Genomic DNA, 23,651 nt, shown 5'->3' with positions numbered 1-23,651 from the left:
CATGAATAAAAATATCAGTTGGCTTTTAAAAATGGCTTGGCGCGATAGTCGGCGAAATTATTCGAGATTGTTGCTGTTTGTTTCCTCCATCGTTTTGGGTATTGCGGCGTTAGTGGCCATTTATTCATTAGGGTATAATTTGCGCGAAAATATTGACAGTCAGGCGGCTGAATTATTAGGGGCGGACTTGGAATTATCCGATAATCAGCCACCAAATGATAAAATGCAGGCCCTGATGGATTCGCTAAAAGGGCAAAAGTCGAAGGAAATGAGTTTTGCTTCGATGATTTATTTTCCCAAAAATAGTGGAACACGTTTGGCGCAAATTCGGGCTTTAGAAGGCGATTTTCCTTACTATGGAACCCTTGAAACTGAGCCACTCACTGCCGAAAAAGACTTTCGTACCCAACAAGCTGCCTTGGTTGACCAAACCTTAATGCTGCAATACCAAGCCCAAGTAGGAGATTCTATCAAAGTGGGTGAAATGACCTTTAAAATTGCGGGAATTCTCAAAAAAGCGCCAGGCCAAACTGGAATTGCTGCTACTGTCGCCCCCTCAGTGTATATTCCGATGGCGTTTTTGGAACAAACGAAATTGGCACAAAAAGGGAGTCGGATTGTATATCGTTACTATTACAAATTTGCTCCAAAGACCAATATCGAGGCTTTAGTAAAGAAAATTGAACCAAAGCTCGAAACCGAAAATTACAATTTCCGAACCGTCGAAAGTCAAAAGGAAGACACAGGTCGCTCGTTTCGCGATTTAACCCGGTTTTTGAGTTTGGTGGGGTTCATTGCGTTGCTATTGGGTTGTGTGGGTGTCGCAAGTGCGATACACATTTATATCCGAGAAAAAATCAATTCCATTGCCATTCTTCGTTGCTTGGGCGTGAAAGCGTCGCAGGCTTTTTTGATTTACCTCATTCAAATTTCGGGGATTGGCCTGTTAGGTTCTCTATTGGGAGCAGCGTTGGGAGCAGGGATTCAGCAATTTTTACCGATTGTTCTCAAAGATTTTTTACCCTTCGAATTAGCCACCTCGCTTTCATTCACGGCAATCGGCCAAGGGGTGTTATTAGGCGTAATTATTTCCAACTTGTTTGCACTTTTGTCGCTTATTTCAATTCGTAAAATTTCGCCTCTTAATGTGTTACGGGCATCGTACGAGCAATCGGGCTTGGGTAAAGACCCACTCAAATGGCTGGTGTATGCGTTGATACTGGCATTTGTGTTTGGCTTTACGTGGCTGCAAATGAAGCGTTGGACCGATGCGGTGGCATTTACAGCGGGGGTCACTTTTGCATTTTTACTTTTACTTGGAATGGCTACGCTTTTGATGTGGTTAGTGCGTCGATTTTTTCCTTCTTCATGGAGCTACTTGAGTCGGCAAGGATTGGCCAATTTGTACCGCCCCAATAACCAAACCGCTATTTTAATGGTATCGATTGGCCTTGGTACCATGTTTATTTGTACCCTTTTGTTTGTCCAAAACTTGTTACTTGATCGAATCAAGCTATCAACCGATGGGGATCAGCCTAATATGGTGCTTTTTGACATTCAAACGCCTCAAAAACAAGCAATAACGGAGCTGGTTAAAAACCAAAAGCTGCCGATTTTGCAAGATGTTCCGATTGTTACGATGCGCTTGGAACAACTCAACGGGCAAACTTCTACCGAAGCGCTGAAAGATACAACCAATAAGCGTTGGCGTGGATTGTTTAGTCGAGAATACCGCGTAACATTCCGTGATTCGCTTATTTCGACTGAGAAAATTGTGAAGGGAAAATGGGTGAGCGAAGTTAAAGATATGAGCCTACCCGTGCCTATTTCGTTGGAAGATGGTTACGCCGAACGCAATTCCATCAACATCGGAGATACGCTTTTGTTTAATGTGCAAGGAATGATGCTCACTACCGTTGTGGCAAGTGTACGTGACGTGGATTGGGCGGGGGTACAAACCAATTTCTTAGTACTTTTTCCGAAAGGTGTGCTAGAAGAAGCCCCACAATTCCACGTATTGCTTACCCATGTGCCCAATACGACGGTGTCGGCGCAGTTTCAGCAAACTATGGTGCGCCAGTTTCCCAACGTGTCGATGGTTGATTTAGGCTTGATATTGACGGTTTTAGACGATATTTCAACCAAAATTGGCTTTGTAATTCGTTTTATGGCAGGATTCAGCATACTAACAGGGCTGATTGTGTTAATTGCTTCGGTGCTGATTTCCAAATACCAACGGATTCAAGAAAGTATTTTGCTGCGTACATTAGGCGCAAGTCGCCGCCAAATATTGATTATTACGGCGTTAGAATACCTGTTTTTGGGGACATTAGCGGCCTTTACGGGAATTTTATTAGCGTTAGCAGGTAGTTGGGCCCTGGCTACATTAAGTTTTGAAATGACCTTCAGCCCCGTGCTTTGGCCTGTTGGAGTGGTGTTTTTGACGGTTACTTTATTGACAGTTTTTATTGGCCTTGCCAACAGCTGGGGCATTCTGTCTCGTTCTCCTTTGGAAGTGCTGAGACAGGACGTGTAGGTAAAAAGGTTTTGTTTCTCAGAAATCTACATTGCTTCGGAGAAGCAAAACGTTTGTAGAAGCGTAACATTCGTAATGAAGTGAGCCTGCTTCGGAGAAGCAAAACGTTTGTAGAAGCTTCGGAGAAGCAAAACGTTTGTAGAAGCGTAACATTTGTAATGAAGTAAACCTCTGCTTCGGAGAAGCAAAACGTTTGTAGAAGCAAAACGTTTGTAGAACTTGTAACAAAAGAGGGAAAATGACGTCCAAGCTTCGTAGAAGCGTAACATTTTTAATCAAAATGATAAAAATATGGCGGATGTCTTTTCACAAATATACCTTCATATCGTTTTTTCGCCCAAGCGGCGAGAAGCACTGATTCATCCCTCTTGGGAAGAACGGCTGTATAAGTACATAACAGGGGTTGTGCAAAATCGCGGGAATAAAATGTTAGCAATTGGCGGTATGCCCGACCATATTCACCTTTTTATTGGCCTGAAACCTGCTGAAAATGTTTCAGATTTGGTGAAAGAAATTAAAAATCAGACGAATACTTTTATCAACGGAGAAGGCTTGTGTCCCCACAAATTCGATTGGCAAAACGGTTATGGTATATTTTCGCATAGCCGCTCTCAGCTGAACACGGTTTGTCAATACATTTTGAACCAAAAAGTACATCATCAAAAAAAGACCTTTCAAGCGGAGTTTCTTAAAATGTGTGAGGACTTCGGAATCGAAATTGGAAAAAAACAATTTTTTGATTGGGTTGGCGAATAAAGGTTACAAACGTTTTGTTTCTCCGAAACCATTATGATGAATGTGAATGATTTTGATGGTTACAAACGTTTTGTTTCTCCGAAACCATTATGATGAATGTGAATGATTTTGATGGCTACAAACGTTTTGTTTCTCCGAAACCATTATGATGAATGTGAATGATTTTGATGGCTACAAACGTTTTGTTTCTCCGAAACCATTATGATGAATGTGCATGTATGATGGTTACAAACGTTTTGTTTCTCCGAAACCATTATGATGAATGTGAATGATTTTGATGGCTACAAACGTTTTGTTTCTCCGAAACCATCATGGTGAATGTGAATGATTTTGATGGCTACAGACGTTTTGTTTCTCCGAAACCATTATGATGAATGTGAATAATTTTGATGGCTACAAACGTTTTGTTTCTCCGAAACGATTATGATGAATGTGCATGTATGATGGTTACAAACGTTTTGTTTCTCCGAAACGATTATGATGAATGTGAATGATTTTGATGGCTACAAACGTTTTGTTTCTCCGAAACGATTATGGTGAATGTGAATGATTCTGATGGCTACAAACGTTTTGTTTCTCCGAAACGATTATGATGAATGTGAATGATTTTGATGGTTACAAACGTTTTGTTTCTCCGAAACCATCATGGTGAATGTGAATGATTTTGATGGTTACAAACGTTTTGTTTCTCCGAAACCATCATGGTGAATGTGAATGATTCTGATGGCTACAAACGTTTTGTTTCTCCGAAACGATTATGATGAATGTGAATGATTTTGATGGCTACAAACGTTTTGTTTCTCCGAAACGATTATGATGAATGTGAATGATTTTGATGGTTACAAACGTTTTGTTTCTCCGAAACGATTATGATGAATGTGAATGTATGATGGTTACAAACGTTTTGTTTCTCCGAAACCTAAATTGCTTCGGAGAAGCGCAACCCTCGTAAAATTAAACCACTTTCCCAGGGTTCAAAATGCCTTTAGGGTCGAGTGCTTGTTTAATGGTACGCATAAGTGCTAGTTCCTCAGGTTTACGGCTGAGGTGAAGCCACGGTTTTTTTTCAAGCCCTATACCGTGTTCGGCCGTAATCGAACCACCAATTTTTTGAAGGGGTAGAAACACGATTTCTTCCACGCGGTGGCGCGTTTCGGGGGTATTTTCTCCGCAGCTTACAAACAAGTGCAAATTCCCGTCGCCCATGTGACCAAAGCTGTAAAAATGAACTTGTGGCCACACCACTTTAAGGTCGTGGATGACGGTGTGAATGTAGTGTTCCATGTCAGTGATGGGCAAACTCACATCAAACAAAAAGACAGGTTGATGGACTTGAAACACAAAATCCACTTTTTCGCGTATTCCCCAAAACCAGTCCAGTTCTTGTTGAGATTGTGCCAAAGTGGCGTCTTCTATAAGGCCCGTTTCGAGCGATTGTTCCAATAAATTTTGAAAATGAACTTCGTCTGCTTTTTGATTTTGGCCTAATGCTTCCATCAACACATAATAAGGGTAATTTTGAGGAAGAGGAGGGGTAAAACTAGATGGAGGGGAGGTCATCAATCGATAATAATCTTGCCAGATGATTTCGAAAGTGGTGAGTTTATTGGCTAATTCACGCTTGGCGGTTTGTAAAAATGCGATTGCTTTGTCGAAGCTGGAAAGGCCAATAAGCGCCGTATTTTTGCTTTTGGGGGCATCTTCTAATTTTAAAATGGCTTTCGTAACGATACCTAACGTTCCCTCTGAGCCAATAAAGAGGTGTTTGAGGTCGTAGCCTGCGTTATTTTTGAGCATTTTATTCATGGAAGAAATAACTGTACCGTCGGCCAAAACCACTTCCAAGCCCAAGACAAGCTGACGCATAACCCCGTAACGAATGGCTTGTAAGCCTCCTGCATTCGTTGAGATATTGCCGCCAATCATACAACTTCCTTTGGCTCCTAAGTCCAGCGGAAACAATAAACCTGCCTCAGCAACAGCCTTTTGTAAATCGTGTAAAACCACTCCCGCTTGTACCGTAACTGTTTTGTTTTGAAGGTCAATTTCCTCAATGACATTCATTCGTTCGAGACTCAGTGCAATGTCATCGGGGGTAGTGGTCACGCCGCCGACCACGTTTGTTAAACCACCGTGCGGCACTACAGTTTGGTTATGTTCATTACAAAGTCGAAGGATTGTAGCCACATCGTCGGTAGTAATGGGACGCGCTAATGCTTTGCACGAAAGATTGTCGGTCGATAACCAACGGCTTGCGGGGCGTTCGGCGGCTTCGATTTGGGTTAAAATGGCGTCTTTTCCAACTGCTTGAATAAGGAGGTCAACGATTGAAGTCATGAGGAAAGGTTGGTTTCGTGATTTTTTAAAGTAGAAACCCCAAATGTTTTTACTTACTATAGGTATAAAAAAGAGGTTACGTTGACAATGTTCCCGATAACGATTGCGTGAAAAAATACAAATTATTCTTTGTATAATTTTATAAATGTTAGTAGTGTTGCTATCCTTAACTTAATTAACATGTTAGATCCTGTACTCATCTTGCTCGTAGGCGTTGTGATTGTCGTCGGAGGAATTATCGGTTTTAAATTGCATCCCTTTTTGGCACTTTTATCGGCGGCGTTGGTGGTGGCTTTGCTTACACCTGAGGCGGCGATTGAACAATTTTATTTGGCCAAAGGAATGTCTGCCGCTGAGGCGTTGAAACAAGCGCATAAAAGCGTAGGAGAACGCATTGCCACCGAATTTGGGAATACCTGCGCTAAAATAGGTATTTTGATAGCGATGGCAGCCATCATCGGCAAGTCGATGCTGGATAGCGGTGCGGCCGAAAAAATCATTCGTGCCATGCTAAAAGTAACAGGCGTAAAAAATGCGCCCGTTGGATTTATTCTGAGCAGTTTCTTTTTGACGATTCCCGTTTTTGTTGATACAGTTATTTTTTTAATGATGCCTTTGGCCAAAGCGATGGGAATGCGTTTGGGCAAAAACTATCTCTTGCTGGCGTTGTCGGTCATTGCGGGTGCTGTGATGGCCAACTCTTACGTTCCTCCATCGCCAGGGCCGTTATTTCTCATTGGTGCGTTAAACGTACCCATTGGGCTAATGATGGTTTGCGGCACTTTGCTGGGCCTTTGTACCATTACAGTAGGTTACCTTATTGCGCTATCCCTCAACAAGAAATACGATATTCCGTTGCGTGATGCGCCCGATGCCCGTTTGGAAGATATTGCTGCCATTGCCAATAAAGATGACAAAGAACTCCCTGCTTTGGGGTGGGCGCTGCTTCCTGCGGTGTTTCCATTGGTAACTATTTGTGTGCGCTCGGCGGTGGAGGCATTTAAAATTCCACACGAAAATTTATCACCTTTTAGCCAGGGGTTTATGGACGTACTTATGTTTTGTGGAGATAAAAATATAGCGATTTTTATGGGTGCTTGTTTTGCGCTTTATGTATTGGCAGGCCAGAAAAAAACAACCAAAGACAAACTTACGGCTTTTACCCAAACGGCTTTGATGAGTGGCGGAGGTATTATTTTGATTACAGCCGCAGGCGGTGCTTTTGGCGGAATGTTGCAGCAAACGGGTATTAGTCAGCGTATTGCCGACATGACCAAAGATTATCAAATGGCGCTTATCCCGTTGGCTTTTTTAATTACGGCCGTGGTGCGCACTGCCCAAGGCTCAGCAACGGTGGCGTTGATTACAGCTTCAGGGATATTGGCAGGAATGGCCCAAAATGCTAATTTAGGATTTCATCCAGTCTATTTGTGTTTGGCCATCGGAAGTGGAGCCAAATTGATTCCGTGGATGAATGACGCAGGGTTCTGGATTATGTGTAAAACGTCTAACCTGACCGAACAAGAAGCCCTCAAAACTATCGCGCCCATGCAAAGCCTGATGGGACTGGCAGGGGTAGTTTTGACAATGATAGCGGCTTGGATATGGCCAATGGTGTAAGCCTTTGGCTACCAATTAGGGATTATTAAAAGGATGTTTACCAAATGAAGTCAAATAATATACATTCTAGCAATCAAATTCCCCCGTTGGGGGCTAGGGGGCTAGCAATCAAAACCGCCCCCAACGACAATGTAGCCATCGTAGCAACTCCATCGGGGCTGAAACGAGGGAGTATTGTGCTAGGCACAACTGTTTTAGTCGAGGAGATTCCGATGGGACATAAAGTGGCGCTCCAAACCCTTAAAATGGGCGATGAAGTACGCCGTTATGGGCAGGTAATCGGCTATGCCACCCGAACCATAGAGAAAGGAAGTTGGGTAAATGAGGGAAATATCAGTTTACCCGAACCTCCCAAATTGGAAGATATTGAATATAAACCAGTTCTTCCGCCTGTAGAGGATGATGAGGAATTGAAAGCGCAATTAAAGGGGGCTTCTTTTATGGGCTACCGAAATGCTGACGGTAGTGTAGGTACAAAAAACGTATTGGCAATTACCACGAGCGTACAATGTGTGGCAGGTATCACCAATTTTATCGAAAATAAAATACGAAAAGAATTGTTGCCGCTTTATCCTAATGTCGATAATGTGGTGGCCTTTAACCACAGTTATGGATGTGGCATTGCGATTGATGCTCCTGGGGCAATTGTACCGATTCGAACCATTAAAAACATTGCGCAAAATCCCAACTTTGGCGGCGAAGTGATGATTATTGGCCTTGGTTGTGAGAAACTTAGACCCGAAAAAATAGCGTCCCCATCGGGGGACGGGGGGCTGTCCATTCTCTACCTCCAAGATGAACGTTTTGAAGGGTTTTATGAAATGGTGGACGGAATCATGGAGTTGGCAGAAACTCACCTTCAAAAACTCAACCAACGCCAACGTACCCGATGTTCGGTAGCCGATTTGGTGGTGGGGATGCAATGTGGTGGAAGCGATGCTTTTTCGGGCTTGACTGGCAACCCCGTGTCGGGTTTTGCCGCTGATTTGATTGTGAAAGCAGGCGGGACGGTGTTTTTCTCTGAAGTGACTGAAGTCCGCGATGCCATACATCTGTTGGTACCACGGGCGGCCAATGAAGGAGTTGCCCAAAAACTAAAAGACAAAATGGCTTGGTACGACAATTACCTCTACCAAGGCCAAGCCGACCGAAGTGCCAATACAACGCCAGGAAATAAAGGCGGAGGACTAAGTAACATTGTCGAAAAAGCATTGGGTTCGGTCGCAAAGTCGGGGACAAGCCCGATTGTGGATGTGGTTTCTCCTGGAGAAAAAGTACGTAAGAAAGGACTAAATTTTGTAGCAACGCCCGCTTCTGATTTCGCTTGCGGCACGCTGCAATTGGCCGCAGGAATGAACATGCACGTATTCATCACGGGGCGCGGCACTCCCTACGGGCTAAACATGGTGCCTGTGATAAAAGTAAGTTCTAACTCAAAACTCGCCAACCGTTGGCACGATTTGATTGATTTCGACGCGGGCCCTGTTGCTTTTGGCGAAAAAACCATTGAGGAAATGGGTTGGGAGTTGTTCCACTTGATTTTGGAAGTGGCGAGTGGAACCAAAAAAGTAGCGACTGATAAATTGGGTCTATACAATGACTTGGTACTATTTAACCCTGGGCCTTTGACCTAGCCTGTCGTTGGAAAGTACCCATTCTCGTGCCGTTGGATATGAGAATCTGAAAGCACTCAATGGCGTGCCGTTGGATACTCATATCCAACGCTTGAGGTTTCTCAAAACCTCGTCTCTAGCGAGAGGAATCCTCTTATTCTAAATAAAATTCAAAAAAATAAAAATATTTTTCAATTCGTGTAAGGAAGTATTCGTGCGAACTTGTCTTTAGAGAAAGTACACCATAGCACGATGAAGCAGGTCAACAATAATTATATTGAAACCAAGGGTACTCCTATTACCACACCATTATCTTCTTCCGACGATAAAAAAGTTGTGGAGTTTGATGACGAATTGTTTATCCGAAAAACATTTGAAACCAATGCACGGGAAGGAATGGCTTTGCTCTACAAACGCTATTATCAACCCCTCTGTACCCACGCGGTGAAGTACGTTGGTTCGCGAGAAACGGCCGAAGACCTTGTCTCCGAAATCTTTTTTCAGTTGTATGCCAACAAAACGTTTAGCGACATTACTTCCTCTTATCGCTTTTACCTATTTCGGGCCGTTCGTAATAAAGCGTATAACCACCTCCGTTGGGATTTGAACCGTAAAGCAGACCTGCTCGAAGCTGCCCAAAAACCCACCCTCGACGAACACCAGCCTGATCACATCAGTCAGTTTGAAGAACTGTACCACGATGTAGAAGAGGCTGTAAATAAATTGCCCATTGAGCGGCGTAAAATTTATTTGATGCGAAAATTTGAAGGGAAAAAGTACCAAGAAATTGCGGATGAGCTGAATCTTTCAGTGAAAACAGTGGATGTACAACTTCATCGGGCCAATCAGTACATTCGAGCACTACTCAAAGAAAAGTGGTTACTTTCTGAAGTTTTAGTCGTGTTGGGTCTTGTTTTTTAACCAAAACTATCACGTTTGTGAGGTTTTTACTACCTACGTCAATGAAAATAGACATTACAAAAGAAATTATATTTAATTATTTGTCGGGGCGCGCGTCGGCCTTACAAAAACGAATGATTGATGATTGGGTTAAAAAACCTGAAAACGAAGAGCTGTTTTACAAATGGTTGGTTGAATATGAGTGTCAAAATCCGCAGTATAGTACCGATATAACTGCTGGTTTAGACCGTTTTAATCAGTTGGCTAATCAAGTTGATGAAAACCCAGATTGGTCGATTTTATCCGAATCAGAAGAGAAAGAAATCAGCCGTTTTTCATGGAAATGGTGGGCCATTGCAGCTTCAATAATCAGTGTTTTAGTAAGTGGATGGATATATCAAGATGCGTTTTTGTTTAGAACTCACCGCACCGAATTTGGTGAAACCCAAACAATTACCCTTAGCGATGGCACCCAAGTAACACTCAATGCCAATTCATCTTTGGAAGTTCCTCGCTTCGGCTTTGGTAAAAAAACGCGCCAAGTTAGGTTGGCGGGAGAAGCTAATTTTACGGTCACGCATACAGTTGATAACCAACGATTTGTGGTAAAAACGGAAAAAGGGGTGGAGGTAGTTGTTTTGGGAACAGAATTTTCGGTTTATGCCCGTCGCAAAGAAGCTAAAGTGGTGCTGAACAAAGGCAAAGTTCAGTTGCGCTACCAAGTAGGAAAAACGCAAAAAGAACTGATGATGAAGCCTGGAGAATTGGTGACGTTTGACCAAAGTAATCACCTCAAAAAAGAAATCACGGATCAACCCGAAAAACACACGGCATGGAAAGAACATCGCTTTGTGTTTGACGATACAACCTTGGAAGAATTTGTCCGAATTATGGCGGATAATTACGGTTTAAAAGTAATTATTGCCGACGATTCTTTGGCTCAACGGACGCTTGTGGGGTCGTTTCGGGCCAATAATGCCGACGAATTGCTTGAAATCGTTTCCGAAATATTTAACCTCCAAATCACCAAAGTGGGTGATACTGTACTTCTTACTGATAAATAATAGACCCAAACCTGTGTTATAATGAAGACAAACCTACAAAAATCAAGTTGGGTAGGTAGTTTACTACTTGCCTTATTGCTCTTTGGGCGGCCAAGTTGGTCGCAGCAGGTGTATGCCAAAGCGTATAAACTTGCGCCAAGACCCGAACAAAAAACGGCGCCTGAAACTCAAAAATTAAAAGGAGTTTTGAGCCAACTTAAAAGTTATTATCGCGTTGATATTCTTTTTGAAGGTGGGCTTGTGGATGGCCTTGTAGTGCCTGCCGAACTTGTTGATTACAAAGCCACGTTGGAGTCGAATTTAGAAAAAGTCCTGAAAGTTTCGGGTCTGAACTTCAAGAAGGTAAAAGAGGGGGCTTATGTGATTTTAGATGCTAAAAAACCTAAAAAAACGGCGGAAGCTGACGCCCGATTTCAAGAAAGCATCATTACCCCTCAGCTTCCCGAAAAGCCCTTGATGACGGAGGTTTCGGTGGTGAGAGCTGTAGAAAAAATGGAGATACTGGCCGAACTCATCAAAGGAAAAGTGGCCGACGAAAAGGGCGTAGGTTTGCCAGGAGTAAGTGTCCTCATTAAAGGAACGCAACGCGGTACTACCACCAACGTTGATGGGGCTTTTCAAGTAGAAGTGCCCAACAATGCGGCGGTGCTGGTCTTTAGCTACGTCGGATACGAAAGCAAGGAGGTCATCGTAGGTACTCAAACGGCAATCAGCATTTCGCTGGTACCCGAAAGTAAGTCGTTGGGTGAGGTAGTTGTGACGGCCTTGGGGATAAAAAAACAAGCTAAAAGTGTGGGTTATGCGACCGCAACGGTAGGAACAGACGAAATGACGGTCAACCGTACGGCCAATTTTATGAATGCGTTGCAGGGTAAAATGGCGGGGGTAAATATCACATCTTTGGGGTCTGGTCCCGCTGGTACGAGCAAAATCCGTATTCGCGGTCAATCGTCGTTTGGGGGAAATAATTCACCTTTGATTGTGGTCAATGGCGTGCCCATCGACAATACCAACAACGGTGCGCGCGGTGATGTTTCTGAAAAAGGAAGCAACCGTACCTCCGACGGTGGCGATGGCTTGAGTAGTATCAACCCCGACGACATTGAGTCGATGACGGTTCTGAAGGGCGCGGCGGCTTCGGCCTTGTACGGTTCTCGTGCCAAAGACGGCGTCATTATGATTACGACCAAAAATCGTGGTTCGGACTCGGGCGTTTCTCTGACATATAATTCCAATTTTACGTCCGAAACACCCTTGGATTACACTGATTATCAGTACGAATACGGTCAGGGCGAAAACGGCCTGCGCCCAACGGCTGCCTTTCCTACGTCGGGACAATGGAGTTTTGGAGAAAAATTTCAGCCTGGAATGACGCAAGTTTTATTCGATAACATTACCGTTCCGTATGAGCCACAGCGAAACCAAATTTCACAGTTTTACCAAAAAGGATATACTTGGACCAACACCATGACGCTATCTTCGGGAGGTGAAAATGGAGGATTTAGCCTTTCGGTATCTAACTTAGATAACCGAACCATTCTCCGAAATTCGGGTTATCACCGTCGGACTATCAACCTTGGTTTTACCCAAACGTTTGCAAAAAAATTGACGGTTTCGGGAAATATTAACTATTCAAATGAGTACCGTAAAAATCCACCCAACATTGCCGAACAAGATTATAGTCCCGTGATTATTTTCAACATGGCAAATTCGATGCCGCTGGATTTGTTGGAAAAATATGCCGAAGATGCCAACGGAAACGAAGTGGTTTGGTCGCGATTTACGAACCGTACCAACCCTTATTTTGCCCTCAAACGCTTTGATAATATTCATAACGACCGTGTTTTCGGTAATTTAACAGCCCGCTATAATTTTACGGATTGGTTATTTTTGCAAGGTCGAGTAGGGCAGGATTATTATTCGAGAGAGCAAGATTACAACCTGCCCACAGGTACGCAGCGACAGCCCGCCGCCCCCGCAGGTTTTGTGAACGGGCAATTCGTACAAGATGCGCGTAGTGTACGCGAACTCAATGCCGATTTCTTGTTGGGCGCTAATCGTACGTTTGGGGTCATTGGGATGAACGTAAACGTGGGAGGCAACCAAATGTACCGCCGAATCAGCCGTCACAATGTGTTTGTGCAAGATTTTTATACCAGAAATCTATATACCGTTGGAAACGGTCGTTTGCGTGATGCCACTTACGATTTCTCTGAGCGTCAAGTGAATTCCCTTTATGCGTCGGCTGAGGTGTCGTATAAAGATTATTTGTTTTTGAACGGAACCGTACGCAACGATTGGTTTTCCACTTTATCGCCAGCCAACAGAAGCATTTTGTACCCATCGGTCACGGCAAGTTTTGTGTTTTCACAAGCCTTTGCGACGAAGCTGCCCACTTGGATTAATTTCGGGAAAATCAGGGCTGCCTACGCCGAAGTGGGTAGTGATACCGACGTGTCACCTTATGCTAATAACCTTTTTTACAGCATCAATGCGCAGCAGTTTCCCTCTCCAACGGGGGTGGCTCAGCCTTTGGGGACAATCAGTGGCAGTACTGTTCCGAACCCTAACTTACGCCCCATGCGCGTCTCAGAGAAGGAATTTGGGTTGGAGTTGAAGTTGTTCAACAATTTCTTAGGACTTGATTTTACTTACTACGATAAACTGTCTTCTGACCAAATTTTGCGGGCGCAGACCTCCAATGCAGGTGGGTACTTAACACAACTTATCAACGTAGGCCAGAGCCAAAACCGAGGTGTCGAAATGTTGGTGACTCTCAACCCCATTCGGCGTGAAGACCTCACTTGGAGCCTTATTCTGAACGCAGCGTACAACAAAACCAAGGTGTTGGATTTAGGAAGCGGCGTGAGCGATAACATGATTACCGTTGGTACAGGAGAATTTACGGGAGAGTTGCGCCAAGTGGTAGGACAACCGATGGGGCAATTGTTCGGATTTGGTTACCTCCGCGACGCCCAAGGCCGCCAAGTATTTGACGCAGGAAATGGCCGCCCACTTCGTACCGCTACCCAAATTCCGTTTGGAAGCGCCTTGCCACTTTGGGTGGGTGGAATCACCAATAGTTTGAACTTCAAAGGGGTAGAGTTGTCGTTTTTGATTGACTTTAAATTGGGTCATAAGATGATTTCGGGCACCAACCACAACGCGTGGCGTCATGGTTTGCACAAGGCCACGTTGGTAGGACGGGCGGAGAATTTTGTGATTGGAGACGGCGTAAATCCGAATGGGGAAGTAAACAAAACCAAGTCGGTTGTTCAGGCTTATTACGAAACGGTACGCTCGCAAAACATTGCCGAAGAGTTTGTTTATAACGCAGGTCTTTGGCAGCTACGCCAGATTTCATTGGGGTACGATTTGAGTAAATTATTGCCTGCCAACCGCCGTTTTGTCAAAGGAATCCGTCTCAATGCCGTTGCCAACAACGTAGCAGTCATCAAAAAATGGGTGCCCAACATCCACCCAGAGCAGTTTGGATTTCCGTCGGATAACCTCGTGGGCCTCGAAGCTACGGGACTACCCATTACCAGAAACATTGGTTTTAATTTAAACGTGAAGTTTTAATCCTTTTGACTCCCGAAGGAACGAATAGAACGTTTTCGAAAACACTTTAAAAAGAAACAAACAATGAAGAATATATTCAAAAAAATAGCTGGTTCGCTCCCTTTTTGGACGACAATCGTTGTTGGAGTGGGGGGCTTGGTTGGCTGCGATAAAGGATTTGATGAGATGAACGTAAATCCTATTGCCCTCACGGCTGTTGACCCTGGTTATCAACTAAATACCGCTATCGTCAACACGGCACCTGCCTACGGGAACTTGAGTTACGAAACGACCATCGTCAAGCAGATGATTACGCCTTTTAGCGGACAAGGGTCGGCGGCTAATTTTAACCAAGACAACCGTGGGGTTGCGTCGGGCAACTGGAATACGTACTACCAAACCAACATCAAAGAACTAACAGACGCCCTTGCTAAAACCAAAGATGTTCCCGCGCGGGCAAACCTCTACAACATGATTCGGATTTGGCAGGCATATTCGTTCATGATTTTGACGGATACCTACGGTGATATTCCTTATACCCAAGCAGGACGAAACTATTTGGAAGGAATTTCAACGCCTATATACGACACCCAAGAGTCGGTGTATATGGCGATTTTAAGCGAACTAGACGGCGCTTCGGCGGCGTTGGATGCTTCAAAACCAAGAGCAACTACCGATTTGTTGTATGATGGCGACGTCACCAAATGGAAACGATTGGGCTATTCACTTTTGTTGAGAGCGGCCATGCGTTTATCAAAAGTAAACCCCGCAAAAGCGGCAGAATACGTTGCCAAGGCAGTGACGGGCGGGGTAATGCAATCCAACGCTGACAATGCGATTATTCGTCACAATGCGAGTTTTACCAATCCCATCGGTTCACAACTCAACGGAGGGCAGTCGGCGTTCTTTTACCTTTCCGAAGATTTTGTGGAGTATTTGAATAAAAACAATGACCCTCGTTTGGCCTCGATTGCAGTACGCTACGTGGGTGCAACCAGCGGTGCTCAGCAGGTGGAGTCGCGGGCCAATCGTACGTCTGCGGTTCAGGTTGGGGCTCCTCAAGGCTACGACAACACAACAATAAGTACTGCCGTAGCTGCAAAAAAACTGGCAAGTTTGTGGGATTATAGCCAATTGGATCGTACGCGTATGGGCGGGTTAACGGCTCCTAGCTTTTTGGTGACTTATGCCCAAACCCAATTGTTGTTGGCAGAGGCAGTGTATCGGAAATGGACAACGGGTGATGCCGCTACGCTTTACGCTAACGGCATAAAGGCCAATATGCAGCAGTATGCCAGTTACGGTACAAATACGGCCATTACCGACGCGGCGATAGATACCTACGTGAAAGCGAATCCGTTAGCGGTTGGAAAAGAGTTGGAACAAATCAATACCCAGTATTGGGTAGCAACGTTTCTGAATGGCCCCGAATCGTGGGCAAATTTCCGAAGAAGCGATTACCCTGTATTAACACCTAATACGTATCCAGGAAAAGACCTTAAAACCGAGCCATTTATTCGCCGTTTGACCTATACTGATGCCGAGTTGAACGTCAATAAAGTGAATGTTCAAAAGGCAATTGACCGCCAAGGCCCTAACTTGTTAGATACCCGCATCTGGTGGGACAAAAAATAATAGACTTGCCAAGTCTGATGAAAGTAGAAAAAAAGACTTGGCAAGTCTAGAAATTAAGATAAAAAGACTTGCCAAGTCTGATGAAAGTAGAAAAAAAGACTTGGCAAGTCTAGAAATTAAGATAAAGAGACTTGCCAAGTCTAGAAAAAAGTAGAAACCTAAACCTATAAACCCTGAATGTCTGATCCCTTATTTATCTTGTCGGTGGGCGTGTTGATTGTGGTGGGCGGAATCATTGGCGTTAAGCTACATCCATTTTTGGCACTGTTGTTAGGTGCCTTGGCCGTTGCGATGTTGACACCACCCGAAGTCATTGAGCAATACGCTTTGTCCAAGGGAACGGCTCCCGCTGCGGCTTTGTCGATGGCCAAAAAAAGCGTAGGTGAGCGCATTGCCACCGAGTTTGGAAATACCTGCGCCAAAATTGGCATTCTGATAGCAATGGCCGCAATTATTGGGAAATGTATGTTAGAAAGCGGCGCGGCTGAGCGTATCATTCGCTCGATTCTCCGCCTAACGGGCATCGAAAAAGCACCCATTGCTTTCTTACTAAGCAGTTTTTTCCTTGGCATCCCCGTCTTCTTTGACACGGTTTTGTTTCTAATGGTGCCCCTCGCCAAAGCCATGACCCTCCGCATTGGTAAAAATTACCTGTTGTTGGTGTTGTGCATCATGGCGGGCGCGGCAATGGCCAACTCGCTGGTGCCGCCTGCACCTGGCCCGCTGTTTCTGATTGGCGAAATGCACATTCCGATGGGTTTGATGATGGTGACGGGCGTCATCGTGGGGCTTTTTACCATTACCTCGGGCTACTTTTTTGCCCTTTGGGCCAATAAAAAATGGCCAATTGAACTCCGAGACTCATTGGATGCAAAACTAGAAGACATGAAGTCGATTGCGGCCAAAGAAACCAAACAGCTCCCTTCATTGGGTGTTTCGCTTTTGCCAGTAGCTGTGCCCTTGTTTTTTATTTGTCTTGATACGGCTTTTAGTGCATTTTTTAAATCAAGCGAAGTCTCGCCCTTGTTGGTAGCATTGGTGAAATTTTTTGGTGATAAAAACATTGCCATTCTCACGGGAGGAATCATTGCACTGTGGGTGTTGGCAAGTCAGAAAAAAGAGACTAAAAAAGACGGACTAACGCCTTTTGTACAATCGGCTTTGATGAGTGGCGGGGGTATTATTTTGATTACGGCGGCGGGCGGTGCGTTTGGGGGAATGTTGCAGCAAACGGGCATCAGTAGCCGTATTGCTGATATGACCAAAGAATACCAAATGGCACTTATTCCAATGGCATTTTTTATTGCGGCCGTCGTACGAACTGCCCAAGGTTCGGCTACGGTGGCGTTGATTACAGCCTCGGGTATTTTGTCAGGAATGGCCAGCAGCGCTAATCTATCGTTTCACCCTGTTTATCTAGGGTTAGCGATTGGATGTGGCTCAAAATTAGTGCCTTGGATGAATGATGCTGGTTTTTGGATTATCTGTAAATTGAGCAACCTTACAGAAAAAGAAGCCCTCAAAACCATTTCGCCGTTGCTGGTAGTGATGGGTCTTACTGGTCTTGTTGTCATTATGATAGGAGCGGCTTTGTTTCCATTGGTATAAAAAATAACCGTTTAAAATAAGATGAAACGTAGTAATTTTCTCAAAGCAGTTGCCGTAGGTTCGGTAAGTGCTTCGGTAACAGGAGTCGAAAAGTCCCATGCGGCGTCGCTTGTTACGCCTCCTAAAAAAGTATTGATGAAAGCAGGCTGTCAATCGGGCGGGACGAGTGTTGAAAACCTTGAGTTCAAAGCCCGTCACGGTATCTTTAATATTGATGGTGGTTCACCGAAAGTAATTCCTGGCAAAGGCTGGGATTTGGAAGATTCGTTGGCAAAAAAAGAAGCCTGCGAAAAGTACGGCATTAGTTTGGACGCGTACCATTATCCCTTGAGTTCGGCAGGAATAGACCGCGTAATTTACCCCAATATTATGTTGGGAAAAAGCCCTGAACGCGACCGTGAGATTGAGTATTTACAACAAATGATTCAAGTGGCGGGCAAATCAGGGATTAAAGTATTGAACTATAATACGACGATTTTGCCCGTGTTACGGACGGGAAAATACATCGACCCAAAACGCGGAAATGCTGAATATAGCGTTTGGAACTACGAAGAAGCATTGAAAAGAAATGACCCCAAAACGGTAGCAGGTGATGTATCAATCGACCAAATTTTTGAGCGAATTACGTATTTGCTCGACCGTTTGTTACCCGTCGCCAAAGAGTACAAAGTTAAACTCGCCAACCACATCGCCGACCCACCAGTGCCAGCAGCTTACCGTGGCGTGATGCGTTGGAACAGCCCAGACGTATTTAAAGGGATTCAGCGTTTTGCCAAATTGTACGACAACGAATACCACGGTTTTAACTTTTGTATTGGCTCTATTGCTGAGGGATTAAAAGACCCCAAAAACGAAATCTATCCCATCATCAAATGGGTAGGGGAGCGAAACCAGATTTTTAACGTTCACCTTCGCAACATCAAAGGAAGTTTCAATAATTTCCAAGAAGTATATCCCGACAACGGTGACATGGATTTTGTTAAGGTCGTTAGAGCGTTACGCGATGTAGGTTATTCGGGGATGGTCATGCCCGACCACGTACCGCACCACCATGCCGCAAACAGCACCCAAGAAGCTTTTGCGTTTTGCTATGGTTACATCAAAGGTTTATTGCAAGTAGTTGCCAGCGAAACCGCCTAAAAGCACTCGCGCTCGCGCTCGCCCCGAAATCTATTCGGGGCGCAAAATGGCCTAGCGTCTCTGACGCCCAAAAGAACTCGCACCAATCGCGCTCGCCCCGAAATCCATTCGGGGCGCAAAAGGCTTAGCGTCTCCGACGCCCAAAAGAACTCGCACCAAACTGAGATTCGGGGCGCAAAATGGCTTAGCGCGTCTCTGACGCCCAAAAGATTTATAAAAAGTTTCGCAAAAACGTAAGATTGAGCCCCCGAACTCCTTTAAAAGGTAATTAACTTTCTCTATCTTATTTTTTACCAATTTATTCAACTTACTTATGGCTATCAGCTTGCCCTCCCGAGGACCAAGAATTAAAGAATTTAACATTACCCCCATTGCGGTGGTGGACCCGCCTTTGCTCAATGCGGCGGGGCTTCATGCGCCTTATGCGCTGCGAACGGTGGTGGAACTTATCACCGACGACAACATCGTAGGAATCAGTGAAATCCCTGGCAATATCGACATCGACAAGGCGTTGGAGCGTAGCAAGCGCCTAATCATTGGCCAAGACCCGTTTCAACTCAATAAAATCAAAGATATTCTTCAGGCCGAATTTGGCACAGAAAAACCTGCCGACCGTGGGTTTACCCCTTGGGACCAACGTACAGTTGTACACGTTTTTAGTTCCATTGAAGTGGCGTGTTTGGACATTATCGGTAAAATCATCAACCGCCCCATCGTCGATTTGTTAGGCGGGCGTCGGCGCGATGCAGTGCCGTTTTCCGCTTATTTATTTTATAAATACGAAGGAGCAGGAGGTGAACTTGCGTTTGGCACCGACCCCAACGCCACGGGTTGGGCGGCGGCTCGTCAGGCAAGCGCCTTGAACCCCGAAGAGATTGTTGTCCAAGCACATGCCATGTGCAAAGAGTTTGGTTTTAAGTCGATTAAGCTCAAAGGGGGCGTGTTTGAGCCGCGTCAAGAAGTAGATGCTATTTTGGCCTTGCACAAAGCTTTTGGCCCCGATGTGCCTTTGCGTTTAGACCCGAATGCCCTTTGGACGGTAGAAACTTCCATTCAGTACGGAAAAGAAATGGAAGGCGTATTGGAGTATTTGGAAGACCCCTGCCGAGGTCAGCAAAACATGGCGACGGTTCGGAAAGCACTCAAAACTCCGTTGGCAACCAACATGTGTACGACTTCGTTTGGTGATATTCCCAGAGCAATTGAGTTAGGTTCGGAAGACATCATTCTGAGCGATCACCATTTTTGGGGCGGTTTGCACGAATCTATGAAACTCACCAGCGTTTGCGAAACCTTCGGGCGCGATTTGTCGATGCACTCCAATTCTCATTTGGGGGTTTCATTGGCCGCAATGGTACACTTAGGAGCCGCGATTCCCAACTTACGTTATGCCCTAGATACCCACTATCCTTGGCAGTCGGATGAAATTGTGGTGGGCGGCCGTTTGAAGTTTGAAGAAGGTTCTGTCGCGGTTCCCGAAGGCCCAGGCTTGGGGGTAGAGTTGGACAAAGCGGCCTTGGCAAAATTGCACGAAAACTACCTCAAATGTGGCCTTACCAAACGTGACGACGAAATCGAAATGCAAAAAGTAGTACCTGGCTGGAAATTTATGGCAACACGTTGGTAAATAGAGAGATGAGTTGTGAGAGATAAGTGTATCTTCTCTATCAAACTCACGAACAACTCATCGCTTATAACTAATCACTCATCACTAAAAAATATGGAACTTTCAAAAATAAAATCATCGCTCGAAGACGGGCTTCTTTCTTTTCCCATTACTGATTTTGACGAAAATGGAAAATTTAACGCCGAAACTTACGCTGACCGCCTCGAATGGTTTGTAAGCCACGATGTTTCGTCGGTGTTTGTGGCAGGAGGAACGGGGGAGTTTTTCTCGCTATCGGCGGCAGAATATGAGCAAATTGTCAACCTTTCGGCGAAGGTCGTAGCCGAACGCGTACCCGTCATTTCGAGCGTTGGTCGCAGCATTCCCGAGGCCATTGCTTTTGCGAAAATGGCCGAAAAAGCGGGTATCAATGCGCTGTTGCTCTTCCCACCGTACCTCACCGAATGCCCGCAAGATGGGGTGTTTGAGTACGCCAAAACGATTATTCAGAATACGACTTTGCCCGTCATTTATTACAACCGTGGCAACGGGGTTTTGTCGGCCGATTACATTAAAAAACTGGCAGATGCTTGCCCAAATTTTATTGGTTTGAAAGATGGGACGGGAAATATGCAAGACCTAAACGACACCATCAAAACCGTAGGAAAGCGATTGTCGTACATTGGGGGAGTGCCCACGGCAGAAATCATTGCCGAAGCCTATTTGTCGATTGGGGTCAATACGTATTCGTCGGCAGCGTTCAATTTTGTGCCTGAATTGGCTAATAAGTTCTACCATAGCCTACGCGCGGGCGATACCGAGACGGTTGCCGAAATCACCAAAAATTTCTACATTCCGTTGGTGCGTTTGCGCAGTAAGAAAAATGGCTATGCGGTGAGCTTAATCAAAGCTGGAGCAAAAATTATCGGTAAAAGCGCAGGTAATGTGCGGCCGCCGTTGTCAATGCCTACCGACGCGGATTACGCCGAACTCGAAAAAATCATAAAAGCAAATAGCTAAAATCCACCCTCCCGAAAGTTCTAAAACTTTCGGGAGGGTAAAACGTCAGAGTCCTACCTTAATGTATATTTTTCGGGTTTTGACTTTGTTCTGAAAATTATTCCTCTTGCTTCCAAATCAAGTTTAACGGTTTCCCCGTACCACTGCACGCCACCCACAAAATCATCTTTTATCTGTTCGTACAATTTTTCCATGAGTTCGGTGTGGGTAAGCTCATATGTCTCCAAAATTAACAGCAAGTTCTTTCGGATGAAGTTGTATTTTTCCAATGAAATTTTCTTGTTGATTTTTCCTGCTTTTGGATGAAGCGTCTGAATGGTTTCTTCTTTCATAATCTTGGGTAGTCGATTAGTGGGGTAAACGAACATAAACAAAGCCCTCACTTTATCTTTTTCCCTTGCAACAAGCTTACGCCTTCAGGAAAGGGGTTGCCAGAGGCTCTTCGGAGGCTAACCACTTGACCTACGTGCCAAAGCGCATCGGAAATAGGGCCGTTGATAAGGTCCCAAAATGGATATTCACTGGCCGATTTTGAGAGTTTGACTTTCATTTTAAAGTTATTTAAGTCAGCACCAGAAGTGCGAAGGGTGAGACTTGCTTCTTTTAAATTTTCCAACGTTTGTGCCCTAATCTCCTCAAATGTCATCTGTCCTGGTTTGACCATACTCGTCGTCGTACGTTGCTGGACTGCATTGTTGACGAATGCGGTCAAATCCAAAATATGTTCGAGGGTTTGAAGAGAGGTTCTTGCTTCTTTGGTAGGTTGGTAGTTGAGGTCAACATCACGAAGCCCTTCTGTAGCCCAATAATAACGAAATCCGAGCCCATCTACTAGTCGAGCCGCCACGTTTTCGGGAGTGTAATGCGTAGGTGCTTCGGGGATTTGATAAAAATAGGGTTTTTCTTGCCCAAAAATGTTTAGTGTAAAAGTCAATAAAAAGAAGTGAAGAAAGGTTTTCATAAAAAGCAGGTTTACATCATGAAAGTTGTTTTCTCAAAGATAACACCAACCCCCCGAAAGTTTCAGAGCTTTGGGGAGGTTTTCAAAAATCAATCTCAAAACAATAGATAGGAAGAACATCATTTTTGCTTTACATACCTAAAGGTAAGATGTACTTTAAACCCAAGAAAAACCAATGAAGAAACTCAGTTTTTTGCTCCTCGCGTTAGTGATAGGCATCTGTGCTAGCCATATTTCGGTTGCTAATCCCTCAAAAAAAGTGTTAAAGGCACTAATCATTGATGGTCAAAATAACCACGAACAATGGCCTAAAATCACCTACATGATGAAGCGTTACTTGGAGGAAACGGGTAAATTTACCGTGGACGTACAGCGAACCTATTATACTTGGAATGGGGGCGATTTAGAAGCTAAGTACCCCATCAAAGGGCTGCCTAGAACCCAATCGTTGCCCAAGCCACGAATGGACTCGGCTTATCACCCTGATTTTTTCAAGTACGACGTGGTGATTTGTAATTTTGGTTGGAATGCAGCTCCTTGGTCGGATGGTACGCAAGCCGATTTTGAAAAATACATTAATAATGGAGGCGGGCTAGTGGTGGTACATGCGGCTGATAATTCGTTTCCAATGTGGCCTGCCTACAACCGCATGATTGGTTTGGGTGGCTGGGGCGACCGCACCGAAAAAGACGGCCCGTTTGTATATTATGATAAAGAGGGGAAATTAGTGCGTGATACTAGTCCAGGTAGAGCGGGGTCGCACGGCGCTCAAAAGGAGTTTTTGATTACGGTTCGCAATTCAAAACACCCCATTACGAAGGGAATGCCGCTGAATTGGATGCACTCCAAAGATGAAATGTACGACCGCCTACGTGGCCCTGCTGAAAATATGGAGGTATTAGCGACGGCATTTTCTCCTAAAGACAACCGTGGTACTGATCGCCACGAACCGATGCTAATGACCATAAAACAGGGTAAAGGCCGCATTTTTCATACGCCGCTCGGCCACGTTGACTATTCGGTAGAGTGCGTGGGTTTTATTATTTCTCTTCAGCGCGGTGCACAGTGGGCAGCAACGGGCAAAGTTGATATTCCAATTCCTGCCGATTTTCCTACGGAAACGGCTGTAAGTCAGCGTAAATTTGTGGAATAAAAAGTACTAAAAGCAAGCGTTGAGGAGCGACAAAAGCGCTGCTCAACGCTTAAAAATAGAAAATCAGGTAAGGTAATATTGCCTGATTTTGTCAATTTCCTGCCGCTTTTTGCATAGCACCTTCCCAAAAAAGAAATATAC

Annotated in this window: 16 protein-coding genes; 13 read left to right on the top strand and 3 right to left on the bottom strand. The window is 44.7% G+C overall.

All coding sequences use genetic code 11. The annotated features are described in order from the left end of the window. Position 1: 1 nt before the first annotated feature. Together AC23P2_RS19910 and tnpA are read left to right on the top strand one after the other, a co-directional pair. Positions 2-2,536, top strand: a complete 2,535-nt coding sequence (locus tag AC23P2_RS19910) for an ABC transporter permease (RefSeq protein WP_487774828.1) — start codon at positions 2-4, stop codon at positions 2,534-2,536. 291 nt (positions 2,537-2,827) lie between these two features. Then, on the top strand, positions 2,828-3,292 hold the full coding sequence (gene tnpA, locus AC23P2_RS19905; protein ID WP_487774827.1) for an IS200/IS605 family transposase: 465 nt from the start codon (positions 2,828-2,830) through the stop codon (positions 3,290-3,292). Between the two features lie 954 nt (positions 3,293-4,246). On the opposite strand, the gene AC23P2_RS19900 is transcribed toward tnpA, so the two are convergent. Further along, positions 4,247-5,629, bottom strand: a complete 1,383-nt coding sequence (locus AC23P2_RS19900) for an FAD-binding oxidoreductase (RefSeq protein ID WP_487774826.1) — start codon at positions 5,627-5,629, stop codon at positions 4,247-4,249. A gap of 180 nt (positions 5,630-5,809) precedes the next feature. Here AC23P2_RS19900 and AC23P2_RS19895 point away from each other — a divergent pair, with 180 nt between their 5' ends. The 10 genes from AC23P2_RS19895 (at position 5,810) to kdgD (ending at position 21,396) form a co-directional block, all read left to right on the top strand. After that, a complete protein-coding gene (locus AC23P2_RS19895; protein ID WP_487774825.1) occupies positions 5,810-7,249 on the top strand; it encodes a GntP family permease in 1,440 nt (479 codons plus the stop codon). A 44-nt stretch (positions 7,250-7,293) separates the two neighbouring features. Then, positions 7,294-8,883 carry a galactarate dehydratase gene (gene garD, locus AC23P2_RS19890; protein ID WP_487774824.1) on the top strand — a complete coding sequence of 530 codons (1,590 nt, stop codon included), beginning with the start codon at positions 7,294-7,296 and terminating at the stop codon, positions 8,881-8,883. A gap of 231 nt (positions 8,884-9,114) precedes the next feature. Next, a complete protein-coding gene (locus AC23P2_RS19885) occupies positions 9,115-9,783 on the top strand; it encodes an RNA polymerase sigma-70 factor (protein ID WP_487774823.1) in 669 nt (222 codons plus the stop codon). A 41-nt stretch (positions 9,784-9,824) separates the two neighbouring features. Beyond that, the gene (locus AC23P2_RS19880) at positions 9,825-10,826 is read left to right on the top strand and encodes a FecR family protein (protein WP_487774822.1); all 1,002 of its coding nucleotides are present in this window, start codon (positions 9,825-9,827) and stop codon (positions 10,824-10,826) included. Positions 10,827-11,318: 492 nt separating this feature from the next. After that, a complete protein-coding gene (locus tag AC23P2_RS19875; protein ID WP_487774945.1) occupies positions 11,319-14,408 on the top strand; it encodes a SusC/RagA family TonB-linked outer membrane protein in 3,090 nt (1,029 codons plus the stop codon). Positions 14,409-14,471: 63 nt separating this feature from the next. After that, positions 14,472-16,022 carry a SusD/RagB family nutrient-binding outer membrane lipoprotein gene (locus AC23P2_RS19870; RefSeq protein ID WP_487774821.1) on the top strand — a complete coding sequence of 517 codons (1,551 nt, stop codon included), beginning with the start codon at positions 14,472-14,474 and terminating at the stop codon, positions 16,020-16,022. Between the two features lie 177 nt (positions 16,023-16,199). Then, positions 16,200-17,630: a GntP family permease gene (locus tag AC23P2_RS19865; RefSeq protein WP_487774820.1), complete on the top strand. Its 1,431-nt coding sequence runs from the start codon at positions 16,200-16,202 to the stop codon at positions 17,628-17,630. Between the two features lie 21 nt (positions 17,631-17,651). Further along, positions 17,652-18,770 (top strand): mannonate dehydratase, encoded by a 1,119-nt coding sequence (locus AC23P2_RS19860; protein ID WP_487774819.1) that lies wholly within the window; start codon positions 17,652-17,654, stop codon positions 18,768-18,770. Between the two features lie 313 nt (positions 18,771-19,083). After that, positions 19,084-20,397: an enolase C-terminal domain-like protein gene (locus AC23P2_RS19855; RefSeq protein WP_487774818.1), complete on the top strand. Its 1,314-nt coding sequence runs from the start codon at positions 19,084-19,086 to the stop codon at positions 20,395-20,397. A gap of 93 nt (positions 20,398-20,490) precedes the next feature. Further along, positions 20,491-21,396, top strand: coding sequence for a 5-dehydro-4-deoxyglucarate dehydratase (gene kdgD / locus AC23P2_RS19850; protein WP_487774817.1), 906 nt, complete (start codon positions 20,491-20,493; stop codon positions 21,394-21,396). 53 nt (positions 21,397-21,449) lie between these two features. On the opposite strand, the gene AC23P2_RS19845 is transcribed toward kdgD, so the two are convergent. Together AC23P2_RS19845 and AC23P2_RS19840 are read right to left on the bottom strand one after the other, a co-directional pair. Further along, positions 21,450-21,728: a DUF6958 family protein gene (locus AC23P2_RS19845; protein WP_487774816.1), complete on the bottom strand. Its 279-nt coding sequence runs from the start codon at positions 21,726-21,728 to the stop codon at positions 21,450-21,452. A gap of 47 nt (positions 21,729-21,775) precedes the next feature. Further along, positions 21,776-22,357 (bottom strand): hypothetical protein, encoded by a 582-nt coding sequence (locus tag AC23P2_RS19840; RefSeq protein WP_487774815.1) that lies wholly within the window; start codon positions 22,355-22,357, stop codon positions 21,776-21,778. A gap of 175 nt (positions 22,358-22,532) precedes the next feature. Between AC23P2_RS19840 and AC23P2_RS19835 the strand changes: the two genes are divergently transcribed. Beyond that, positions 22,533-23,510, top strand: coding sequence for a ThuA domain-containing protein (locus AC23P2_RS19835; protein WP_487774814.1), 978 nt, complete (start codon positions 22,533-22,535; stop codon positions 23,508-23,510). The last annotated feature ends 141 nt before the right edge of the window (positions 23,511-23,651 follow it).

The sequence above is a fragment of the Runella sp. R0.1_18 genome, from assembly GCF_057652155.1.
This window is presented reverse-complemented; position numbering and strand designations above follow the sequence as displayed.